Here is a 21,878-nt window from a genome sequence, read left to right as displayed (position 1 = left end):
CTCCTTATGAACTATTCAAAAGCCCTATTAGAAACGATTGAAGCCGCTCAAATCTTGGCGGGTCATTTTGATTCCCAAACCCTAGATACCTGGCATATCCTAGTGGCCCTAGCAAATAACCCCTATAGTGTAGCTGGTTCCGTCTTAAGTGACTATCCTATGCAGATTGATGATTTTCAAGACGCAGCTGAGCACATCACGGGCCAAGTCTACCAACGGGATGGTCGCTATGAGGTATTTCCTTTTTCTTTCCGTGTAGAAGAAATCATGAACCGTTCCCAAGAGATTGCCCAGGCAGTCCATGCCAAAAGTCTTGGGACAGAGCATGTCCTCTTGGCGCTCTTACTAGAGCGAGGAACCTTAGCTTCTCAAGTATTGGAGTATGTTGGCTTCCGCTATGATGATCAGGAAGATGGCATTAAAATTGTCGAGCTTCGTAAGAGTTTGGAACAACGAGCAGGTTGGGACAAGGAAGCTGTCAAGGCTATCCGTTCTCTCTATCGGTCCCAGCAACCAAATCGTCAAACCATGGGAAATATGATGGGCATGCCGGCCTCTACTAGTGGTGGTTTGGAAGATTATACCCGAGATCTGACAGAAATGGCTCGCAATGGCAGTTTGGAACCGGTGATTGGCCGGGGTCAAGAGATCTCGCGGATGATTCAGATTTTGAGCCGCAAAACAAAAAACAATCCAGTCCTCGTTGGAGATGCCGGTGTCGGAAAGACTGCTCTGGCTTTGGGCTTGGCTCAACGGATTGCCAGTGGAGATGTCCCAACTGAACTTGCTAAGATGCGTGTCTTAGAGTTGGACTTGATGAATGTTGTCGCAGGGACTCGTTTCCGTGGGGATTTTGAAGAGCGGATGAACAACATCATCAATGATATTGAAGAAGATGGGCATGTCATTCTCTTCATTGATGAGCTCCATACCATTATGGGATCTGGATCAGGGATTGACTCCACCTTGGATGCGGCCAATATCTTGAAGCCTGCCTTGGCTCGCGGGACCTTACGGACCGTAGGAGCGACTACGCAAGAAGAATACCAAAAACACATCGAAAAAGATGCCGCTCTGTCACGCCGTTTTGCCAAGGTTTTGATTGAGCAACCGTCTGTTGCGGATAGCATCGCTATTTTGCAAGGGCTCAAGAAGACCTATGAGCGTCACCACCGTGTCCATATTACGGATGCAACCATTGAGACAGCCGTTGTCTATGCCCATCGTTATTTGACCAGTCGCCTCTTGCCAGACTCAGCCATTGATCTTTTGGATGAGGCGGCAGCGACCGTGCAAAACGAGGGGCCTCAAGCAGGCCTTCAGTCCGATTTGACAGCTGCCGATCAGGCCTTGCTCAAGGGACAGTGGAAAAAAGTTGCTCAGTTACTAAAAGAAGACGCCAGTCCGAAAGGCTATCAGTTAGAAGTCAAGGAAGAGGATATTCTGAAGACGCTCAGTCAGCTTTCTGGCATTCCTGTGGAGAAACTAACCCAAACAGCGGCTAAGAAATACCTTGAATTAGAAGCGGAACTTCATAAGTGCGTGATCGGTCAGGATCAGGCTGTCTCAAGTATCAGTCGAGCGATTCGCCGCAATCAATCTGGAATCCGGTCTCACAAGCGACCAATTGGTTCCTTCCTCTTCCTCGGTCCGACAGGAGTCGGGAAAACCGAGCTAGCCAAGGCGCTTGCTGAGGTCCTCTTTGATGATGAGTCCGCTTTGATTCGCTTTGATATGAGTGAATACATGGAGAAATTTGCGGCTAGTCGACTCAACGGAGCTCCTCCGGGTTACGTTGGTTATGAAGAAGGTGGTGAGTTGACGGAAAAAGTCCGCAACAAACCTTATTCAGTCCTCTTGTTTGATGAGGTGGAAAAAGCCCATCCGGATATCTTTAACGTTCTCTTGCAAGTCTTGGATGACGGTGTTTTGACCGACAGCAAGGGACGCAAGGTAGATTTCTCCAATACCATTATTATCATGACCTCAAACTTGGGAGCTACCGCTTTACGAGATGATAAGACGGTTGGCTTTGGAGCTAAGGATATTCGCTTTGACCAGGCCAATATGGAGAAACGCATCTTTGAAGAGTTGAAGAAGACCTATCGACCAGAGTTTATCAACCGGATTGATGAGAAGGTTGTCTTCCATAGCTTGACCAGTGACCAAATGCATGAGATTGTCAAGATTATGGTGAAACCGCTGGTTCAATCTCTAGCAGAGAAAGGCATTACTCTGAAATTCCAAGCGTCTGCTCTTAAATGGCTGGCGACTCACGGATATGATCCAGAGATGGGAGCACGTCCTTTGCGCCGAACCATCCAGACCCAGGTGGAAGACTACTTGGCAGAGATCCTCTTGAGAGGAGAAGTGGCTGAAGGGCAAACCCTCAAGGTAGGTGTTAAGTCTGGTCGGCTTAACTTCACGATTGACTAGGAGGATATGCAGTGCCTCTCAAACGCTTGACCCGAATCACCCTCTTAGCAGCCCTCTGTGTGGTGCTGAGACAAGCCTTTGCCTTCTTGCCCAATGTCCAACCCATTAGTGCCATTTTCTTTTTACTGGTGCTATTTGAAGACTGGCAATTTGCCTGTTTGGTGATGGCGGTCACCATGTTTACCTCGGCTTTTCTCTTGGGGATGAGCCCAGTGGTGCTCGCTCAGATACTGGCCTTTGGCCTCCTCTTGACTCTTTGGCGGGGGCTTTACCGCCATCTGTCTTTGCAAGTTCAGACTCTAGTGGTCGGCACCTTATCCTTTCTCTACGGGGTGCTGATTGACAGTCTTTATGCTGTTCTCTACCACATGCCTTGGTGGACCTATGCTCTGGTGAATGGCTTTAGCTTTAACTTGGCCCACGCCCTTTCCACCGCCTGTTTTTACCCTCTACTTTATGTAGTATTTAGGAGATTGTATCATGAAAAAAACACTTTATAGTTTCTTTGCTGTCCTAGCAGCTCTTGTATTGGTCAGTTGCGGACAAAGCAAATCATCGACTACGGAAAGCTCAGCTTCTAGCTCACAAGTAGCGAAAGAAAAACAAATTACCATTACGGTCAGTATCGCCCCTGAAGGGCAAGAAGCTCAAAGCAAGACCTTGAAGGTTGCTGAAAAAGCCAACCTGATGGAAGTCCTGAAAGCTAACTACAAGATTGAGGAGAAGAGTGGCCTCATCACCTCGATCGATGGCGTAGCCCAGGACGAAAGCAAGGGACTCTATTGGATGTACAAGATCAATGGAGAGATGGCACCAAAAGGGGCAGCAGAAACAACTGTCCAAGATGGAGATACTATCGAATTTTATCAAGAAGTTTATCAATAAGAAAAAGAGTGAATGCTTGGAGTAGGGCTCCATTTGTTCACTCTTTTTTTGAAACTAGTTTCTATTTTTTATAAGACTTGCAAATCCTCTTGACTTCCCTATAGATGAATGTTACAATTATATTACAAAATGTAACAAATGTTACAAAAGAGAGGTATTGCCATGAAAATGAAAGGAACCTTCTTTAGTCTATTTACCCTTGCTCTAACAGCTGCTCTTCTCTTAAGCGGATGTGGATCAGAAAAGAAAAAGGAAACCAGTCCATCTTCAACTAGTAAAATTGCGCAAGTGAAACAAAGCTCTACTAGTAAAAAAGAAGAGAAAAAGACCGCAAGCAAAACCACACAAAGCACAGAAGTTGCACAATCACCTGCCATGGCTTCGAGCGAAACACAAGCGAGCCAAGAAAATCCATCAACTCCAGTGACACCAAGAGTTCCAGAAGCCAGTCAAGGCCTGGTTCCAACTCCTTCCAAAGAAACAAAACCAGCAGTGAACTCAGCACCAGAAAAACAAAAACGTCCTAGCTTGGAAGAAGGTCGCACGACTGCCAAAGAACAAGCCTCTAAGACAGAGAACCCACGCTATAAAGGTGTCTTGAGTTATGCCTCAGGGGATTATTCAGGAGCAGCAGGTAGTTGGACCGACGGTCGAGATACAGGCGTAAGCATCGGACAAGGTGGACAAGTAACCATTCAAACTCCTGGTGGCGATGCAGTGGGCTATACAATTGGAAGCTATGAATACAACTTGGATCAAGGTCATTACCATGCTGGCTTGATTTCCACCCAAGATGGATCTGCAGCTAGCCTGGATATAGTTGTCGGTCAAGATGGTCAAGTGGCAAGTGTTCAAGTGACAGAAAATGGCCATGCGCATGCCTTGGTTCGGGAATAATGGCTCGCCACTGAGAAAATTAAAAAAATGATTGAAATCAGAGATTCAATTCTGTATAATAACATACAGAGTTGAATCTTTTTAATTTTGTTTTATAAAATATATTTTTTATAAAAAGTATTGACAGATTGAAATTATAGTTTATAATAAAATCATAAGCAAAACATGTTTTGACATTATGATAAAGGAGCCAGTTAGATGAAAGAAAAAGTGGCAGTAGTATTTGGAACGTTTGCCCCCCTTCATCAAGGTCATATTGATTTAATTCAACGGGCAAAACGCCAATGCGACCGCGTTTGTGTGATTGTCTCTGGTTACAAAGGTGACCGAGGAGAAGAAGTTGGCCTTCCTTTGCAGAAACGTTTTCGCTATATTCGAGAAGGTTTTTCAAATGATGAACTCACCCAAATTTATAAATTAGACGAGACAGAACTTCCTCGCTATCCCTTAGGATGGGAGCCTTGGTTGAAAACAGCCTTAGAAACCATTCAATATGATGCTGAGAGAGAGGAGCTTATCTTCTTCGTTGGAGAGAAAGCTTACCAAGAGGAGCTTGAAGCGAGAGGCTTTCAAGCGCACCTACAGGAGCGTCAGTTTGGGATCTCAGGGACCCTCATCCGGGAAAATCCCAGCAAGTATTGGAAATACATTGCGCAACCCTTCCGTCGTCAGTTTACGAAAAAGGTCCTCATTATGGGGAGTGCTAGTAACGGGAAGACGACCTTGGCAAAAGATTTGGCCCGCTTCTATGATGCGCCAGTGAGCTTAGAATATGCCCGGGAGTACCAGATCAGAAACAATGTACGGGATGATGAGCTGACCCCCAAGGACTATTATTATCTCCTACTTGGACAATACGATCAAACCTCAAAATTAATCGACAGTAGTGCCAATCGAGGCCTGGTCATTGCGGATACGAATTCGCTGGTGACCAAGGGCTATTACGACTACTATATGGAAGTAGAAGGCCAAGAGACCAGTATGACGGATACCTTTGATAACTTATTCGTTAGTATCCTCGCTAAGGAAAAATGGGATCTGATCTTATTTGTCCAACCCATTGGATCCTATGTCAATGATGGCTTCCGTGATATGACCATGGCAGATGACGAAATTCGCAACAGTTTTTCAAATCACCTGGATCACCTCCGCCACCAATATCTCGCAGATATTCCTACAGCCTATCTCGGGCAGGACTACTTGGGGAATTACGAAGAAGCAAAGCGTGTCATCGATACGATTTATCAAGCTGATTAAAGGAGAAGCAACATGAAACGATTACAAGAAAAAATTCAAACATTTGGGGAACATTTAAAAAATGTCCATCGAGAAGCTGGTAAGCGTGGCTTTATAGGAATTATGAAACTCCTTTGGAAAGACCTGTTCGCTGGCCGCACATTGACACAATGGCTCTATTTGCTTGCTTTGTCCAGCGTGCCCTTTATCTTAGAATTTACCAATCAGGAAGCGAGTCATGATTGGTTGGGGCTCTTTGCATCCTGGACAGGAATAGTTTGTGTTATACTAGTAGCAGAGGGTAGGGCTAGTAACTATCTCTTTGGAGCAGTAAACTCAGCGATTTATCTCATCCTAGCCTTGAACAAAAACTTCTATGGAGAAGTCTTGACGACCTTGTATTTCTTCGTTATGCAGCCAATTGGTCTCTATGTCTGGTTGTCGAATCGGATCAATGATCAGGGGGAAGCGGAAGAATCTCACTTTGAGGCCAAGAAATTAACGCTAGTGGAATGGATCAAGTACTTGGCCCTAACAGCTCTGATTTGGATCGGGATGGGCTACGCCTATAAAAGCATCCACAGTGCTCGGCCTTTCCGTGATAGTATAACAGATGCGACCAATGGTGTCGGACAGCTTCTGATGACTGGTCTCTATCGCGAACAATGGATTTTCTGGATTGCGACCAACCTCTTCAGTATTTACCTCTGGTGGGGAAAGAGCATCCATATTCAAGGCATGTACTGGGTCTATACCCTTAACAGTCTTGTCGGTTGGTATCAGTGGAGTAAAGCAGTGAAAAAGGAGGTTGCTTAAATGACAGCAACAAGCATTCCGGAAGGAATGAACGAAAAGGAATACTACGAAAGGGTCGTCAGCGAGGAAGAATTTCTCCGTTGGTATAAGGAACAGGATCACCCTACCTATGAAAATCCGAGCGTAACTGCTGATATGGTGGCCTACTGCTTTGTGGAGGGGCGCTTGAAACTCTTGGTGATTCGCCGCAAAACGCATCCTTGTCAGCATCGGGTAGCCTTGGTTGGAGGATTCTTGCAAAAGCATGAAGATGCTATTCAGGCTTGTATCCGTGAGGTCCAGGAAGAAGTTGGACTAGAGTTGACCCCTCAAAAAGTCGAGCAGTTAATGACCGTTTCGACTCCTGGACGGGATCCACGGGGCTGGGTCATCACCATTGCCCACCTGGTCTACTTGCCTGCGGAGGCCGTCAATTTGGTCCGAGCTGGGGATGATGCCAAAGAGGTTCTTTTCCTCGATGTGGACTTCAAACAAGGGGAGTGTTCCCTAGATGGCCGTGTCTTGACTGCTGAAGATTTTGCCTTTGACCACTATGAGATTGTCCAAGAATCCATCAAGCGGATCCAAGGGCGTTTGGCTTGGAATCCAACCTTCCTCCATCTCCTAGAAGAACCTTTCACCGTATACGAGGCGACGGAGTTGGTGAACCTGATCCATCCAGATAAAGAAATTTTGACCAATAATTTCCTTGTCACCTACGGTTCCTATGTGGAAGAAGTAGGAGTCAAGCGGGTACCTAAGAAAAAACCACGCAAGACCTATCGCTGGAAAGAAAGCGAAGGCCAAAAGGACCAATAACATACAAGAGAGTGGGACAGAAATCGGTCATTCGTTAGAATTCGATTTCGTCGTCCCACCTCCGCACAGTTGAGTAGGGCTGTAAAAGCTGATGAAATCAGCGTAGTAGAGCCCACTCAACCACTGCGTCTTGCTCGACAATCCAAAGACAATTAAGAGGCTAGGACTTTTGTCCTAGCCTCTTTGTCATTAAGCTTTTTCTAATTGAAGAAGTTCTTCAATCTCTGCTAGGGTGCTAGCCTGCGAGATTGCTCCGCGTAGTTTGGCAGCACCTGAGGTACCACGGAGGTAGTGAGGGGCTAAGCCACGGAATTCGCGGACGGCAATGTGCTCACCCTTGAGATTGATCAAGCGCTTCAAGTGCTCATAAGCAATCTTCATCTTGTCTTCAAAGGTCAAATCAGGCAGGATTTCTCCTGTTTCAAAGTAGTGATTGATTTGGTTGAAGAGGTAAGGATTGCCCATAGCGGCACGGCCAATCATGACCGCATCAGCACCAACTTCTTCGATGCGTTGTTTGGCGTCTTGAACTGTCCGGATGTCTCCATTTGCAATAAATGGAATCTTGGTCAGAGCTTGCGCAACCTTGTGAAGGGTCTCAAGGTCAGCGTGACCAGTGTACATTTGTTCCCGGGTCCGTCCGTGCATAGCCAGGGCAGAGACACCTGCAGCTTCAGCTGCGAGGGCATTCTCCACTGCTAGGGAAGGATCCGACCAACCTGTCCGCATTTTGACAGTGAGAGGGATATCAAGGACGGATTGAACCTTGTTGATAATGGAGTAAATCTTATCAGGATCCTTGAGCCACATAGCCCCCGCCTCGTTTTTCACGATTTTATTCACTGGGCAGCCCATGTTGATATCCACGATATCGGTCTTGGTATTTTCTTGGATAAATTCTGCTGCGCGTGCCAGGCTATCTTCGTCACTCCCGAAAAGTTGGATCGATACAGGATTTTCTCCTTCATCGATATGGAGCATATGCAGTGTCTTTTCGTTGTTGTATTGGATTCCTTTATCAGAGACCATTTCCATGACTACAAGCCCTGCTCCCAGTTCTTTAGCAATCGTCCGGAAAGCGGAGTTGGTCACACCGGCCATAGGTGCTAGGACCGTCCGGTTTGGGATCTCGACGTTCCCAATCATAAAAGGTGTATTAAGATTTGTCACGAATGAGTTCCTCCAAGTCGTTTTCGTCAAAGTGATAAGCTGTCTGACAGAATTGGCAAACAATTTCCGCTCCCTGGTCTTCGTCCTTCATTTCTTGAAGGTCTTTGGCGGGTAAGCTAGCCAAGGCATCCATGAAACGTTCCTTGCTACAGTCGCATTGGAAACGAAGTTCTTCTTCAGAGAGACGTTTGTAGGGATCTTCGCCATAGATGGCAGCAAGAAGAGCTTCAATATGGTCGTCAGACGCTAAAAGGGTAGAAATGGCCGGCATTTCTTGGATACGTTTTTCAAAGCGGGCAATTTCTTCTTCCTTGGCATTTGGCAAGACCTGCACCAAGAAACCACCAGCAACCTTGACCTTGTCTTCTTCGTCGAGTAGAACATTGAGCCCCACTGCAGATGGCGTTTGTTGGCTTTCAGTCAAATAATAAGCCAGGTCTTCACCGATTTCGCCAGTGACCAGGGGCGTCATGGAGTGGTAAGGATTGCCTGTGCCATAGTCGGTGATGACTAAGAATTCCCCATTTCCGACGAATGGTCCGACCACAACTTCACCAGTCGCTGTTTTCTTGATATCCACACCAGGATTTTGAACGTAGCCTTTGACGTTTCCTTGAGTATCTGCCACAGTGATAATAGCCCCCAGTGAGCTAGTACCTAGGATTTTCACCGTAATCTTGGTATTTCCCTTTTCATTGGCCGCTAAAATTTGGCTAGCGATGAGGGTCCGACCGAGGGCCACTGTTGAGCTTGCTTGTGTCTGATGGTGTTCTTGGGCTGCTCGCACGGTCTCTGTACTGTCAAGTACAAAGGCACGGAAGGAGCCACTTTCTGAGATAGTTTTAATAATTTTGTCCATAGCTTCTATTTTAGCATAAAAAAAGAAAAGAGGTGAAGGGAGTAACTTGATTTATTTAGACTTGAAAGGGAAAAAATCTTTCTGAGGAGAACCTTGCTTAAAAACTGAAAAGAATAAGATCTAATTTAGGGAGAAAAGAAGGTAAAAGACGAACGATCATTGTATAAGCTGGGATATGAAGGCCAAAAGATGGATGTTTAGAAAATGAGAGACAACTTTTAAGGGTAAAAAACCAAGCAAAGAAATAGCTGACCTTGAAAAAAAAGAGGAAATTTCTTATAATAGGGTGTAAGACAAACTTGCAGGTGAGACTCCTGCCCCTAGTTTGAAGAAAGGCATAGATAGGGAACTATCTATGGTATATGAAAAAGAATTATGACATCAGTAGTTGTTGTAGGAACCCAGTGGGGAGATGAAGGAAAAGGGAAGATTACAGACTTCCTATCAGCCAATGCAGAAGTCATTGCTCGCTACCAAGGTGGGGACAATGCCGGTCACACCATCGTGATCGACGGCAAAAAATTCAAGTTGCACTTGATTCCTTCAGGTATCTTCTTCCCTGAAAAGATTTCTGTCATTGGGAATGGGGTTGTGATCAATCCTAAATCATTGGTCAAAGAGTTGGCTTATCTCCATGAAGAAGGGGTATCCACAGACAGCCTTCGCATTTCTGATCGTGCCCATGTCATCCTTCCTTACCACATTGAATTAGACCGTCTCCAAGAAGAGTCTAAAGGCGAAAACAAAATCGGAACCACCATCAAAGGGATTGGACCAGCCTATATGGACAAGGCTGCGCGTGTGGGAATCCGGATCGCGGATCTCTTGGATCGCGAGGTCTTTGCGGAACGCCTTCGCATCAACTTGGAAGAAAAGAACCGTCAATTTACCAAGCTCTATGATGCAGAAGCTCTTTCTTTTGACGATATCTTTGAAGAATACTATGAATATGGTCAACAAATCAAACAATATGTAACCGATACTTCCGTGATTTTGAACGATGCTTTGGATAACGGCAAGCGCGTGCTCTTTGAAGGAGCCCAAGGGGTGATGTTGGATATTGACCAAGGAACCTATCCATTTGTAACCTCTTCAAACCCAGTCGCTGGTGGGGTGACTATCGGATCAGGAGTTGGCCCAAGCAAGATCGATAAGGTTGTCGGTGTATGTAAAGCCTATACCAGCCGTGTCGGTGATGGTCCATTCCCTACAGAGCTCTTCGATGAAGTAGGTGATCGGATTCGTGAAGTTGGCCATGAGTATGGGACAACTACCGGTCGTCCTCGTCGTGTTGGTTGGTTTGACTCAGTTGTCATGCGCCATAGCCGTCGTGTGTCAGGAATTACCAACCTATCCCTCAACTCCATCGACGTTTTGTCAGGCTTGGACACGGTAAAAATCTGTGTAGCCTACGACTTGGATGGGGAACGCATCGACTACTACCCAGCAAGCTTGGAGCAACTCAAACGTTGCAAACCAATCTATGAAGAATTGCCAGGTTGGTCAGAAGACATCACGGGTGTCCGCCACTTGGATGAGCTTCCAGAAAATGCCCGCAACTATGTTCGCCGGATCGGTGAATTGGTTGGCGTGCGCATTTCAACCTTCTCAGTCGGACCAGATCGTGACCAAACCAATATCCTTGAAAGTGTCTGGTCAAGTAAATAAACAAAAGAAAGTTGGGAGAACTCTCTCAACTTTTTTACTTCTTAAGCTTACTTTAAGACACGTGGTCTATACTAAGACCATAAACAAAGACCTCCTAACTTTGTTTAGAATCCAAACTTTTTTTCATAATATCTCCCTATAAGAAGTCACCCATTGGTGGCTTTTTTTGTGGCTTCATCATATAATAGAACATGAACATAAAAAGTAAGTGAGAGTTATTAGTGAGAGACTATACCCTAGAAGAGAAAGAGGCCTTTATGCGAGAGGCTTTAAAAGAGGCGGAAATCGCCTTGGCCCATGAGGAAATCCCCATCGGCTGTGTCATCGTCAAAGACGGTGAGATTATTGGGCGTGGCCACAATGCGCGGGAGGAATTGCAGCGGGCGGTCATGCATGCGGAAATCATGGCGATCGAGGAGGCCAATCAGCGTGAAAATAGCTGGCGCCTGCTGGATACGACGCTTTTTGTCACGATTGAGCCCTGTGTCATGTGTAGTGGTGCCATTGGTCTAGCTCGGATTCCCCAGGTGATTTACGGGGCGACCAATCAGAAGTTCGGTGGAGCAGGGAGTCTCTACGACATTTTGACAGATGAACGTCTCAATCACCGAGTCGAAGTAGAAACAGGAATCTTGGAAGCAGAATGTGCAGCCATCATGCAGACCTTTTTTCGCCAAGGTCGAGAACGAAAAAAACAAGCCAAACTCGCAGCCAAGGCCGAAACACAAGAATAAAAACCGGACCTTTGCAAATCGAACAAATTATGATATAATACCTATCGGAGCAACAGTTCTGCGTGAAGCGGGTCAGGGGAGGAATCCAGCAGCCCTAAGCGAAGTGAACTGTGTGCTCTTTTCTATTGCTCTTGATGAGTCAAGCCTAAAAGGTGCAGATGAATATTGGAGCAGCGAATCTAGTTTGAACGGACCTGAAATGAATTCAGCTGACATCCAATCTTAAGAAGCATATTTGTTTTCTTGTCAATCAAAATTGTTCTTCTCAATAGGCCTAAATAGGCCTAAAATTTGTTGACTCACGCAAACGATTGCTCTCGGTTATGTCCTAAGGTTAGCTTATTTAGAAAAATAGTATAGAATACAAATGTAAACGTTTTAAAATAGCGAAAGCACTTGCTTATTTTTTCTTAAAGCGTTATCATAAAAGAAAAGAACAATTGGAGGATAAACATGTCACATATTAAATTTGACTACTCAAAGGTGTTAGATAAATTTGTAGCACCACATGAACTAGATTATATGCAGCCTCAAGTGACTGCTGCAGATTCTGCTCTGCGAAATGGTACAGGTCCTGGGGCAGAAATGACTGGCTGGTTGAACTTGCCTGAAGAATATGACAAAGATGAATTTGCTCGTATTCAAAAGGCTGCTGCTAAAATCCAATCTGATAGTGAGGTATTGATCGTAATCGGTATTGGTGGTTCCTATTTAGGAGCTCGTGCAGCTATTGATTTCTTGAATAATTCTTTTGTAAATCTACAAAGCAAGGAAGAACGCAAGGCACCTCAAATCCTCTATGCTGGAAATTCTATTTCTTCAAGCTATTTGGCTGATTTGGTAGACTATGTATCAGACAAAGATTTCTCTGTCAACGTTATTTCTAAGTCAGGAACGACTACAGAGCCTGCTATTGCTTTCCGTGTCTTCAAAGAACTCTTGGTTAAGAAGTATGGTCAGGAAGAAGCAAATAAACGGATTTATGCAACTACAGACCGCGCTAAAGGTGCAGTTAAGGTTGAAGCAGATGCTAATGGCTGGGATACTTTTGTAGTGCCTGATAGTGTAGGTGGTCGTTTTACAGTATTGACAGCAGTGGGACTCTTGCCAATCGCAGCTGCAGGGGCTGATATCAGCAAGTTAATGGAAGGAGCAAATGCTGCTCGCAAGGCTTATGCTTCTGATAAGTTGGCTGAAAATGAAGCATATCAATATGCAGTTGTACGCAATATCTTGTACCGTAAAGGTTATCTGACAGAAGTTCTAGCTAACTATGAACCATCTCTACAATACTTCTCTGAGTGGTGGAAGCAACTGGCTGGTGAGTCAGAAGGGAAAGACCAAAAAGGGATTTACCCAACTTCAGCCAACTTCTCAACAGACTTGCACTCTCTGGGACAATTTATCCAGGAAGGTACCCGTATCCTCTTTGAAACAGTTGTACGTGTAGATAAACCTCGCAAAAATGTGCTGATTCCTGAATTGGCAGAAGACTTGGACGGTCTTGGCTACTTGCAAGGAAAAGATGTTGACTTTGTCAATAAAAAAGCTACAGATGGAGTGCTGTTAGCACACACTGATGGTGGAGTTCCAAATATGTTTGTGACACTGCCTGAGCAAGATGAGTTCACTTTGGGCTACACTATTTACTTCTTTGAGTTGGCTATTGCTCTTTCTGGCTACCTGAATGGTATCAATCCATTTGACCAGCCTGGAGTTGAGGCTTATAAGAAAAACATGTTTGCCCTTCTTGGAAAACCAGGCTTTGAAGAGCTGGGTGCTGAGTTGAATGCACGCCTTTGATTCTTATATGCCTTGAGTTCATTTAGAGTATAAAAAGAGATCCACAAGTTCATTTCTTGTGGATTTTTTAGTACAAGCCTCTTAATTAGTTTATTATTTTTTTGAACTGTGTAAAAAAGAGTGTCTTAATTCATTTATGAAAGCGCTGTATAATTGCCTTGTAAATAAAATTTGAGAGGTATCAAAATGAATGATTGGTTAAACATAAAAGGCAAAACAGTTCTTGTGACTGGCGCGTCATCTGGGATCGGTAAGGCAATCGTTGAAGAATTGCTGGAATTAGGTGTCAACGTAGCGAATTTCGATCTTAGCGACAACGATTTGCGTCATCCAAATCTATTATTTGTAAAAGTTGATGTAACTTCTCGCTCTGAAGTAGAAGAGGGTGTTGCCAAAATAGTTGAAAGATTTGGCAATATTGATGCAGTGGTCAATAATGCAGGGATTAATATCCCTAGATTATTAATCGATGCAGAAAATCCTAAAGGTCCTTACGAATTGGACGATGAGACGTTCGAAAAAGTAACGATGATTAATCAAAAAGGTTTGTATCTGGTTAGTCAGGCAGTGGGACGTATTTTAGTGAAAAATGGAAAAGGTGTAATTGTGAACATGGCTTCAGAAGCAGGCTTGGAAGGTTCTGAAGGACAAAGTGCCTATGCTGCCACAAAAGCAGCAGTCTATAGTTACACTCGTTCATGGGCAAAAGAGCTGGGTAAGCATGGTGTACGTGTGGTTGGAATTGCTCCAGGAATTATGGAAGCTACGGGACTTCGAACTCTTTCTTATGAGGAAGCTCTTGCTTATACCCGTGGAAAGACGGTAGAAGATATTCGAGCTGGTTATGCTTCAACTTCAACAACTCCTTTGGGACGAAGTGGTAAACTACGGGAAGTAGCTGACCTTGTAGCATTCTATATTTCAGACCGTTCTAGCTATATAACTGGAGTCACTACAAATATTGCCGGAGGGAAAACTCGCGGTTAAAAAAATGAAGGTGAGGAAGAGAGTTGACCATAGTAAATCGATGGTATAACATTTTAGAAAAAATGGTCTCACAGCCAACTTATTCCTTGGTAGATATGCGCTCAGAGCTGGATATTAGTATGCAAACCTTGCAAAAGAGTATCCAACAATTAAATGATGTTTTGGCTCCGAGTATCCAGATTATCTCACAAGATGATAAGTTAATGTTAGAGGTGTATGACTATACTGAGTTGGAAAGGATTTTATCTGGTAGTTTAAAACGGGAGAGTGACTTCAATTCTTCCAGTAAAAGAATTGCCTATTTACTAAAACGTTTAATTAAGTCAACCTCCCCTCTTCTTATTGACGACTTGGCTGAGGAAGCAGGTGTTAGTAGAAGTACCCTTAATAAGGATTTAAAACAAGTAAAATCTTTGGCAGAGAGTTACTCTATCACTATTTCAGGAAAGCCCAACCGTGGGCTGGAGGTCTTGGGGTCCGAGCTGAATTTGCGCTTGCTCTATATTCACCAAGTGGCCCCTTACTTTGAAGGAAAGACACTCACCGAGGCAACATCTTCTTTTCTGGAGACGCTAGTCCAGGAGTATAAAATCCCGAAAGAAACAAAGGAACTCCTTCGAAAGACAATTTCAATTATGGTGGAGCGTATTCATGCATCTAGGGTGTTGAGTTGCCCTATTCCTTACTATAGGAATGATTTAACAGAGACACCTTTGGTTGAAAAATTAATCTATCATATTGAGATGACTTATAAGATTTCCCTCAGTCAGTTTGAGATAGACTTTTTGTGTTTTCCGTTTAATATCCGTTTTATTGACACTTTAAGCAAGCCGTCTTATCAATCTGAACAGCTTGCAAACATTTTTCAAGGGATTGTCAAGAAAGTCAAAGAAACAATGTTGGTTAACTTTGATGATGAAGAATTATTTGAAGAAATCAAGTCTCATCTAGGCCCCTTAATCAATCGACTGATTTTCCATGTGCAAGCTAATGATATATTCCATGGCGAGGTTCAAACTCAATATCCTTTTGCTTTTGAAATGGCGAAAATTGCTGGAGAAGAACTATCTGCAATTTTTGGTTCTGAATTGGAATTATCTGAAATCGGATATCTGGCTTTGTATTTTGAAATGATTTTAAGAAAGCAAAACTCTGTTGTAAATGGTTCTCGCAAGCAGATAGCTGTAGTTTGCACAACAGGAAGAGGAACTGCTGCGATGATTATTCAGCAACTCAGACGAATACTTGGAAATGATGTAGACATTACTCAGTATTCTGAAGAGGATTTTAATCTGGATTTGAATCAGGACTATTTCGCGATTTTTACGACAGTTCCTCTAAAATATAAAGATTCTAAATCTCCAGTCATTCAAGTTAATCATCTTTTTGATGATCAATGGCTGCAGGAAGAATGGCAGAGGGCCAATGCTTTTCATCAAAAAAATCTAGAAACAGTCAGCTTACGTTTTCTTCGGTTGAGTCCCCAAAAAACCTATCAGCAATACTTGCTAAATATGGTTGCAGAGTTAGAGAAACTTCAGATGATTGATGAAGGTTTTAGAAATCGGATAATTGATAGGGATAAAAAACAATCAACCATTTTTGGTGGAGGAATTGCCTTCCCCCATACAATTAACCAGGGTTATGCAAAAACTATTTTAATGTTTGGAAAGCTAGAAGAGCCCTATCAAAAAGGAGATGATTGGATTGAATTTATCTTTCTAGTCGCCATTCCCTCAGAAATTGAAAGCAAAATGGAGAGTGAATTGCTGGAATTGTATGACGACATTTTTCGAATTGCAGGAGAGCCTTCTCTAAAAGAAGCATTGAGGGCTGTAGAAACAGAGACAGAGTTTCTATCATTTTCTAAGAGCAAAGGAGTATTTTAATGAATTCGCTAATAATTTTCGCTGTATTTATCATGGCAGCTTATATATTTCAAATGTTCCTCGGCTGGCAGCAACTCAAAGACTTCAATAAGACCTATACGATGCTCCGAAGACTGGGGCGCGTAGCGATTGGCAGGAAGTCCGGAAGAATCAAATCCGGTACGATTGTCATGTTCGCGGTTGATGAAAACGGTCGGGTTCTTAAAGCTAGCAAAATGCAAGGAGTCACAATCTTAGCACGTTTTCAAAATATGGACGATTATGTTGGAGAAGACATCCATTATTTTGACAAGTATAATCCTCTTGTGAGAAAAGAAAATAAGTTGATGCAATCAGCCATAGAAGATGCTAGAAAAGTCTATCTTTGGCATGAGGCAGGTATTGAGAAAGAGACAAGTTCATCTGATTCTTTTCTGGGATTCGGCTTTTATGCGAATTACTTACAATTATCTATTAAACAGTTATTAAAAAAAATAAGAAAGGGAGTTCCTTATGAATCACATTACAAATTTTGCAGAGAGTTTTATGAAACTCTTCCAATTAGGTGGAGAAACCTTTATTAGCTGGATGACAAATATTGTACCGCTTGTCTTAATGCTATTGATTGCAATGAATACCCTTATCGCTTTCTTGGGAGAAGAGAAGGTCAATTCCCTGGCTAAGATTTCTGCCAAAAATCCTGTTAGCCGGTATATGATTTTACCTTTCATTTCAGCCTTTATGCTGGGGAATCCGATGGCAATCAGTATGGGACGTTTCTTACCAGAATATTATAAACCTAGTTTTGTAGCAGCTCAGATGCAGTTCTGCCATACTTCAAATGGTGTATTTCCGCATATCAATCCTGGGGAATTGTTTGTATGGATGGGAATTGCAACAGGAATTCAAACTTTAGGTTTAAGTCAAATGGACTTAGCCATTCGTTACATGCTTGTTGGGCTTGTCATGAACTTTGTAGGCGGTTGGGTGACCGATTTTACAACTGCTTATGTAGCAAAACAGCAAGGTGTTACCTTGAGTAAAACATTTGATTGATAGAAAGAGTGAAATTATGTCATATAAGAGTATAAAAGTTGTTAAAGGAAATGGCGGTTTCGGAGGACCTTTGGTCATTACACCTAGTGAAGCTAAGCATAAATTCATCTATATCACTGGCGGAGGAGAAAAGCCAGATATTGTAGATAAAATTGCTGATTTGACCGGTATGGAAGCTGTTAATGGGTTTAAAACTTCTATCCCAGATGAGGAAATTGCTTTAGCAATCGTGGATTGTGGCGGTACTCTTCGCTGTGGTATTTATCCTAAAAAGGGGATCCCTACAATAAATATTGTCGCTACAGGGAAAAGTGGGCCTCTAGCTCAATATATAACCGAGGAAATCTATGTGTCAGCAGTTGGTCTTAATCAAATTTCTGCTGCTAATGAAGACGAAAAAGCGACAACTGTGGTAACAGAAAAGCCAACTTACGATACTAGTAAAAAAATTACAGAGCAAAAAGCTGAAACAAGTATTGTAGCAAGAATTGGGATGGGTGCTGGGAAGGTCGTTGCGACTTTCAACCAGGCTGCTCGTGAAGCCATACAAACAATGCTCAATACGATCATTCCTTTCATGGCCTTTGTTTCCTTGCTGATTGGGGTTATTCAAGGTTCAGGTGTTGGAAATTGGCTGGCAAAATTAATGGTTCCCCTAGCTGGGAACATCTGGGGACTCATTTTGATTGGCTTTATCTGTTCCTTGCCATTCCTATCTCCTTTGTTAGGCCCCGGAGCTGTTATCAGTCAGATTATTGGAACCTTAATTGGAGTTGAAATCGGCAAAGGGAATATTCCGCCCCAAATGGCTCTGCCAGCTATATTTGCTATCAACACTCAAAACGGTTGTGATTTCATTCCTGTAGCACTCGGTCTATCTGAAGCCAAGGCTGAAACAGTTGAGGTTGGTGTCCCTTCTGTGCTTTATTCACGCTTTCTCAATGGTGTTCCGCGGGTGCTAGTAGCTTGGATAGCTAGTATTGGCCTTTATCAGTAGACCTTTGATAGATGCACGTAAATATAGCAACTATTATGTTAAACTTATCTACAAACATAAGTTTATGACAGATTTGAGAAAGGATGAATAGGAATTAGATGAAGAAAATTTTTGAAGCTAAAGTAATTCAAGTGGGGCCTGAAGCTCAGAATATGATTCAAGACGCTAATATGCTCATTTTATTTGGAGAAGAAGCTCCAGAAGACTTAGCAGAGTATTGTTTTAAAATCGATAACAAAAATCTTCTAGGTGCAATACTAGAAGGTGGAAAGCTGGTCGTAGATAGTCAGGAATATTCGATTACTGCAGTAGGAAATGTAGTAGAAAAAAATTTAACTGGACTGGGCCATATCACTATTTCTTTTGATGGTTCAAAAGAGGGCAGCCTGCCGGGCACTCTCCATGTTGCAGCAGACCAAGCAGTAGTAATTGAAAAGGACTCTACCATTCAGATTTTCGAAACTGCTTGACCATAACAAAATTTAAAATCAAGCAATTTAGAAAAATAAAAGTCTAAAAAATTGATTCAGAGCTTGGACAAAAAGTCCAGGCTTCTGGGTCTAAATTAGAAAAAATAGATGACGCAGTGGTTGATTGGCATCTTCCTTCGCTTTTTAAGCCCCAAAGATTGCCTGATCAACTGTGCGGGGGTGGGAAGATGAACTTTTTAACTTGTTTGAAGTTCTTTCCCACTCCCTTTTTGATAGGGAAAATAATTTATGTTTTAATATTGTAAAATTTGTCATTGTTTTTCAATGTTTTCGCAATATGACAAATCAACAAAATTTATAAGGATAAAAACATGCCAGAAAAAGACGGTCAGGGTCAAGCGCAAAGAGCTTGAAGTCAATCAAACTAGCCAGCCAGTGCAAGGGAATTTCCAGCAGATGCATCCATAAGGGGTGCCTGAACAGAAGGGAAAGACCAAAAAGGGATTTACCCAACTTCAGCTAACTTCTCAACAGACTTGCACTCATTGGGTCAATTTATCCAAGAAGGAACTCGTATCATGTTTGAAACAGTTGTCCGTGTGGATAAACCACGTAAGAACGTGATCATCCCTACATTGGAAGAAGACCTTGATGGACTTGGTTACCTCCAAGGAAAAGACGTTGACTTCGTAAACAAAAAAGCGACTGACGGTGTTCTTCTTGCCCACACTGACGGTGACGTACCAAACATGTACGTAACTCTTCCTGAGCAAGATGCCTTCACTCTTGGCTACACTATCTACTTCTTTGAGTTGGCTATCGCCCTTTCAGGTTACTTGAATGCCATCAACCCATTTGACCAACCAGGTGTTGAAGCATACAAACGCAACATGTTTGCCCTTCTTGGTAAACCAGGATTTGAAGAATTGAGCAAAGAATTGAACGCTCGTCTTTAATCGACAGACAAAACGATCTCGAAAGAGGTCGTTTTTTAATCGCTTTCAATATCTCAGAATGAGGTGGAAAAGTAGACGGTTTTATGATATAGTAGAACTACGATATTTATACTTTGCACGTCAAACTATGGCCACAAAAAGTGGGGAGGATGATGGGCGAAGGTTCTTAGTAAAGGAGAGATTATGACAACAGAAGACAAGACACCTTTTGGAACACAAGAGGGACAAACTGTCCAAGAACCTTTGGGAGCGAAAGACGAACAAACCGTTCAACCACCTCTTGAAGCCCAAACTGGTCAAAGCGTTCAAGAACCTTTTGGAGCACAAGGAGGGCAGACTGTTCAAGAACCTTTTGGAGCCCAAACTGGTCAAAACGTTCAAGAACCTTTTGGAGCACAAACTGGTCAAACAGCTTATGAGCCATTTGGCGCACCAGGAGCGCAAGCCTTTCAACAGTCTTCTCCAGTAGAAGGACCACAAGCTGGTGGGCAGGGACAATTTTTCCAAAACCAAGCTCCTCAGGTAGAAAACAATCCTTTCTACCAACAAGGGAACCCTCAAGCCTTCCAATCGCAATGGAATGTTCAGCCAAAACCGAAGCGTGGATGGACGAAAATTGTTGTCTTTTCCCTTCTTGCACTCCTTCTTGGTGGATTAATTGGTGGCGGAGCTGGCTATTTCTGGGGAAATTCATCTAAGCCTCAAGCAGATGCTAATCGAACAAAACGCTTAGAACTCGCTAATGAAGAAGCAAAGAAGGTAAAAAACAGCTTCATTACAGAAAAGAAGGAGACTGTTTTCACCTGGACTCTTAAAGACCTTGCTACCTTGAGTTATACCAACAAGGATGGTTATGGGTTGACTGCTGATCAGATTGTTGAAACCTATGGATTGGCTTCCAGTGTAGAGTATGATAAGAATAGCCTTACTCTTTATTGGGATCGCGCAAAGAATGCTGAACATCAGAATGTTTATTTCCGATTTGAAAAAGTTGATGGCAATTATTATTTGAAAACTGTAGAAGCTTTTGACTTAGAAGAATTCTATGCAGACGATGAAGATGAAGATACTTCTGCAGATCGTGAGTTGAGTACAAAAGAATTCAAAAATCTGAAAACAGGAGATAAGAAAACTGGTGAAGGTGGAACTTCCCTATCAGAAGTTTTGAAAAAGCATAAATCAAATGTTGTCCGAATTGGAACAGAAACAAAAATGACTGAGGACGGAGAAAAGTATGACTCTACTCGTGTTATTGCAACCGTAAACTTTAAGGTCGGTGACGATTATAAGACATTGCGCTTCTTAGCACAACCAGATGGAGATTTCTTATACATTGGTCCAGAACGTTATTAATATAGAGGAGATAGATGAAAGATGAATATGAATCAATCACAGGCACCATTTGGTGTGCCAGAAACTGGTAATCAAAAGAAGCCAGGGAAAGGTCTGTTAATCGCTTGTGTTAGTGTTTTTGCAGTCTTAGGAGTCATTGCAGGTCTATTTCTTGGTCGTTCTTTTGGTGCAGCAAATGCTAAAAGTAGCGAACCAGCCCTTCACCCAACAGCTAACGCAGGAGAATCAAAACGAGATCAGGCTGGTAAGTATATTGATCCGGAAGAAGCAGAATTTTCTTGGAACATTGATGATTTAGCTGATTTGGAGTTTGGTACATACGAAACTCCAGATTTAGGCACAAGCATTGAAGATGTTGTGGATGTACATGGCAAAGCTTTGAAAGGCACGTTTAGAAAAGATAAAATTGATTTAGAATGGGGCGAGTTACAAGAAGATCAGGATGATACACTGACTAGTTATCGTACTGTTCGTGAAATGCGCCTTACGTTTCAGAAGAAAGGGGACAATTACTATTTAAAAAACCTCTATTATTTAGGGAATCATAAAGAAGCTGAGGACGATTTTATGACCTCATCTTACTATGATAAACTGAAAGTGGGAGATGCTAAAACTGGTAAGGATGGAGTGTCCTACAAGGAAGTGATTAAGGATCATACTATTTCTAGTCTTTCAATGTCTGCAGATGAAGACTATAAAACTAAAGATATTGTTACTACAATGACAGTAAATATAAAATCCTCAAGTTCTTCTGAATATAGGTTGACTTTTGTGAGACAATCTGATGGAGATTTCCTTTTATCTGAAAAAAAATTATGATGAAGAAGGGGCTCTTCATTCATTCTCTTTGAAAGATGTGAAGGAAGAAAAATCCATTCACCTAAAAACAAGAAAAGAGGCTGGGACAAAAGTCCTAGCCTCTTAATTG

The 21,878-nt window shown here is 42.8% G+C and carries 20 protein-coding genes, 1 other RNA gene and 1 pseudogene; 20 read left to right on the top strand and 2 right to left on the bottom strand.

All coding sequences use genetic code 11. The features are described 5' to 3' along the window. Window positions 1–6: 6 nt before the first annotated feature. From N596_RS06465 to N596_RS06435, 7 genes are all read left to right on the top strand, one after another. Complete coding sequence (locus N596_RS06465) at window positions 7–2,436, top strand: ATP-dependent Clp protease ATP-binding subunit (RefSeq protein WP_023027355.1); 2,430 nt, start codon at window positions 7–9, stop codon at window positions 2,434–2,436. An 11-nt stretch (window positions 2,437–2,447) separates the two neighbouring features. Beyond that, window positions 2,448–2,936 (top strand): ECF transporter S component, encoded by a 489-nt coding sequence (locus N596_RS06460; protein ID WP_023027354.1) that lies wholly within the window; start codon window positions 2,448–2,450, stop codon window positions 2,934–2,936. Continuing rightward, window positions 2,917–3,321, top strand: coding sequence for a DUF4430 domain-containing protein (locus N596_RS06455; RefSeq protein ID WP_023024640.1), 405 nt, complete (start codon window positions 2,917–2,919; stop codon window positions 3,319–3,321). The genes N596_RS06460 and N596_RS06455 overlap by 20 nt, the downstream gene beginning before the upstream one ends. A gap of 162 nt (window positions 3,322–3,483) precedes the next feature. Then, window positions 3,484–4,218: a hypothetical protein gene (locus N596_RS06450; protein ID WP_023024639.1), complete on the top strand. Its 735-nt coding sequence runs from the start codon at window positions 3,484–3,486 to the stop codon at window positions 4,216–4,218. A 198-nt stretch (window positions 4,219–4,416) separates the two neighbouring features. Continuing rightward, window positions 4,417–5,475: an AAA family ATPase gene (locus N596_RS06445; RefSeq protein ID WP_023027352.1), complete on the top strand. Its 1,059-nt coding sequence runs from the start codon at window positions 4,417–4,419 to the stop codon at window positions 5,473–5,475. A gap of 12 nt (window positions 5,476–5,487) precedes the next feature. Then, window positions 5,488–6,270 carry a nicotinamide riboside transporter PnuC gene (pnuC, locus tag N596_RS06440; RefSeq protein WP_023027351.1) on the top strand — a complete coding sequence of 261 codons (783 nt, stop codon included), beginning with the start codon at window positions 5,488–5,490 and terminating at the stop codon, window positions 6,268–6,270. Then, entirely contained in the window at window positions 6,271–7,068 is a 798-nt protein-coding gene (locus N596_RS06435; protein ID WP_023027350.1) for an NUDIX domain-containing protein, read from the top strand. Window positions 7,069–7,257: 189 nt separating this feature from the next. Here N596_RS06435 and dusB read toward each other — a convergent pair whose 3' ends face one another. Continuing rightward, entirely contained in the window at window positions 7,258–8,238 is a 981-nt protein-coding gene (dusB, locus tag N596_RS06430) for a tRNA dihydrouridine synthase DusB (protein ID WP_006595451.1), read from the bottom strand. Next, window positions 8,225–9,097: an Hsp33 family molecular chaperone HslO gene (gene hslO, locus N596_RS06425; protein ID WP_023027349.1), complete on the bottom strand. Its 873-nt coding sequence runs from the start codon at window positions 9,095–9,097 to the stop codon at window positions 8,225–8,227. The genes dusB and hslO overlap by 14 nt, the downstream gene beginning before the upstream one ends. Window positions 9,098–9,472: 375 nt before the next feature. On the opposite strand from hslO, the gene N596_RS06420 reads away from it, so the two are divergent. The 13 genes and pseudogenes from N596_RS06420 to N596_RS06365 all read left to right on the top strand — a co-directional run bounded on the left by N596_RS06420 (window position 9,473) and on the right by N596_RS06365 (window position 21,769). Continuing rightward, window positions 9,473–10,765, top strand: coding sequence for an adenylosuccinate synthase (locus N596_RS06420; protein ID WP_023024632.1), 1,293 nt, complete (start codon window positions 9,473–9,475; stop codon window positions 10,763–10,765). 221 nt (window positions 10,766–10,986) lie between these two features. After that, window positions 10,987–11,499, top strand: coding sequence for a tRNA adenosine(34) deaminase TadA (gene tadA, locus N596_RS06415; protein WP_023027348.1), 513 nt, complete (start codon window positions 10,987–10,989; stop codon window positions 11,497–11,499). Window positions 11,500–11,537: 38 nt separating this feature from the next. Continuing rightward, window positions 11,538–11,633, top strand: an RNA gene (gene ffs, locus N596_RS09750) — signal recognition particle sRNA small type. 319 nt (window positions 11,634–11,952) lie between these two features. Further along, window positions 11,953–13,302, top strand: coding sequence for a glucose-6-phosphate isomerase (locus tag N596_RS06410; protein ID WP_008808173.1), 1,350 nt, complete (start codon window positions 11,953–11,955; stop codon window positions 13,300–13,302). Window positions 13,303–13,488: 186 nt separating this feature from the next. Continuing rightward, window positions 13,489–14,289: an SDR family oxidoreductase gene (locus tag N596_RS06405; RefSeq protein ID WP_001000837.1), complete on the top strand. Its 801-nt coding sequence runs from the start codon at window positions 13,489–13,491 to the stop codon at window positions 14,287–14,289. Window positions 14,290–14,351: 62 nt separating this feature from the next. Beyond that, window positions 14,352–16,178 (top strand): BglG family transcription antiterminator, encoded by a 1,827-nt coding sequence (locus tag N596_RS06400; RefSeq protein ID WP_023024629.1) that lies wholly within the window; start codon window positions 14,352–14,354, stop codon window positions 16,176–16,178. After that, window positions 16,178–16,741, top strand: coding sequence for a transcriptional regulator GutM (locus N596_RS06395; protein ID WP_023027346.1), 564 nt, complete (start codon window positions 16,178–16,180; stop codon window positions 16,739–16,741). The genes N596_RS06400 and N596_RS06395 overlap by 1 nt, the downstream gene beginning before the upstream one ends. Further along, window positions 16,671–17,213, top strand: a complete 543-nt coding sequence (gene srlA / locus N596_RS06390) for a PTS glucitol/sorbitol transporter subunit IIC (RefSeq protein WP_023024625.1) — start codon at window positions 16,671–16,673, stop codon at window positions 17,211–17,213. The genes N596_RS06395 and srlA overlap by 71 nt, the downstream gene beginning before the upstream one ends. Window positions 17,214–17,229: 16 nt before the next feature. Further along, the gene (gene srlE / locus N596_RS06385) at window positions 17,230–18,210 is read left to right on the top strand and encodes a PTS glucitol/sorbitol transporter subunit IIB (protein WP_020992831.1); all 981 of its coding nucleotides are present in this window, start codon (window positions 17,230–17,232) and stop codon (window positions 18,208–18,210) included. A gap of 98 nt (window positions 18,211–18,308) precedes the next feature. Then, window positions 18,309–18,680: a PTS glucitol/sorbitol transporter subunit IIA gene (locus N596_RS06380; protein ID WP_008808177.1), complete on the top strand. Its 372-nt coding sequence runs from the start codon at window positions 18,309–18,311 to the stop codon at window positions 18,678–18,680. A gap of 440 nt (window positions 18,681–19,120) precedes the next feature. After that, window positions 19,121–19,597, top strand: a pseudogene (locus N596_RS06375) (glucose-6-phosphate isomerase); the annotation flags it as partial. Between the two features lie 183 nt (window positions 19,598–19,780). After that, entirely contained in the window at window positions 19,781–20,950 is a 1,170-nt protein-coding gene (locus tag N596_RS06370; RefSeq protein ID WP_023027342.1) for a hypothetical protein, read from the top strand. A gap of 21 nt (window positions 20,951–20,971) precedes the next feature. After that, window positions 20,972–21,769 carry a hypothetical protein gene (locus N596_RS06365; RefSeq protein WP_023027341.1) on the top strand — a complete coding sequence of 266 codons (798 nt, stop codon included), beginning with the start codon at window positions 20,972–20,974 and terminating at the stop codon, window positions 21,767–21,769. The last annotated feature ends 109 nt before the right edge of the window (window positions 21,770–21,878 follow it).

This window comes from Streptococcus ilei (assembly GCF_000479335.1).
GTDB classification, from domain to species: Bacteria; Bacillota; Bacilli; order Lactobacillales; family Streptococcaceae; genus Streptococcus; species Streptococcus ilei.
Note: the sequence above shows the minus strand (reverse complement) of the source record. Positions and strands in the feature narration are given on the sequence as shown.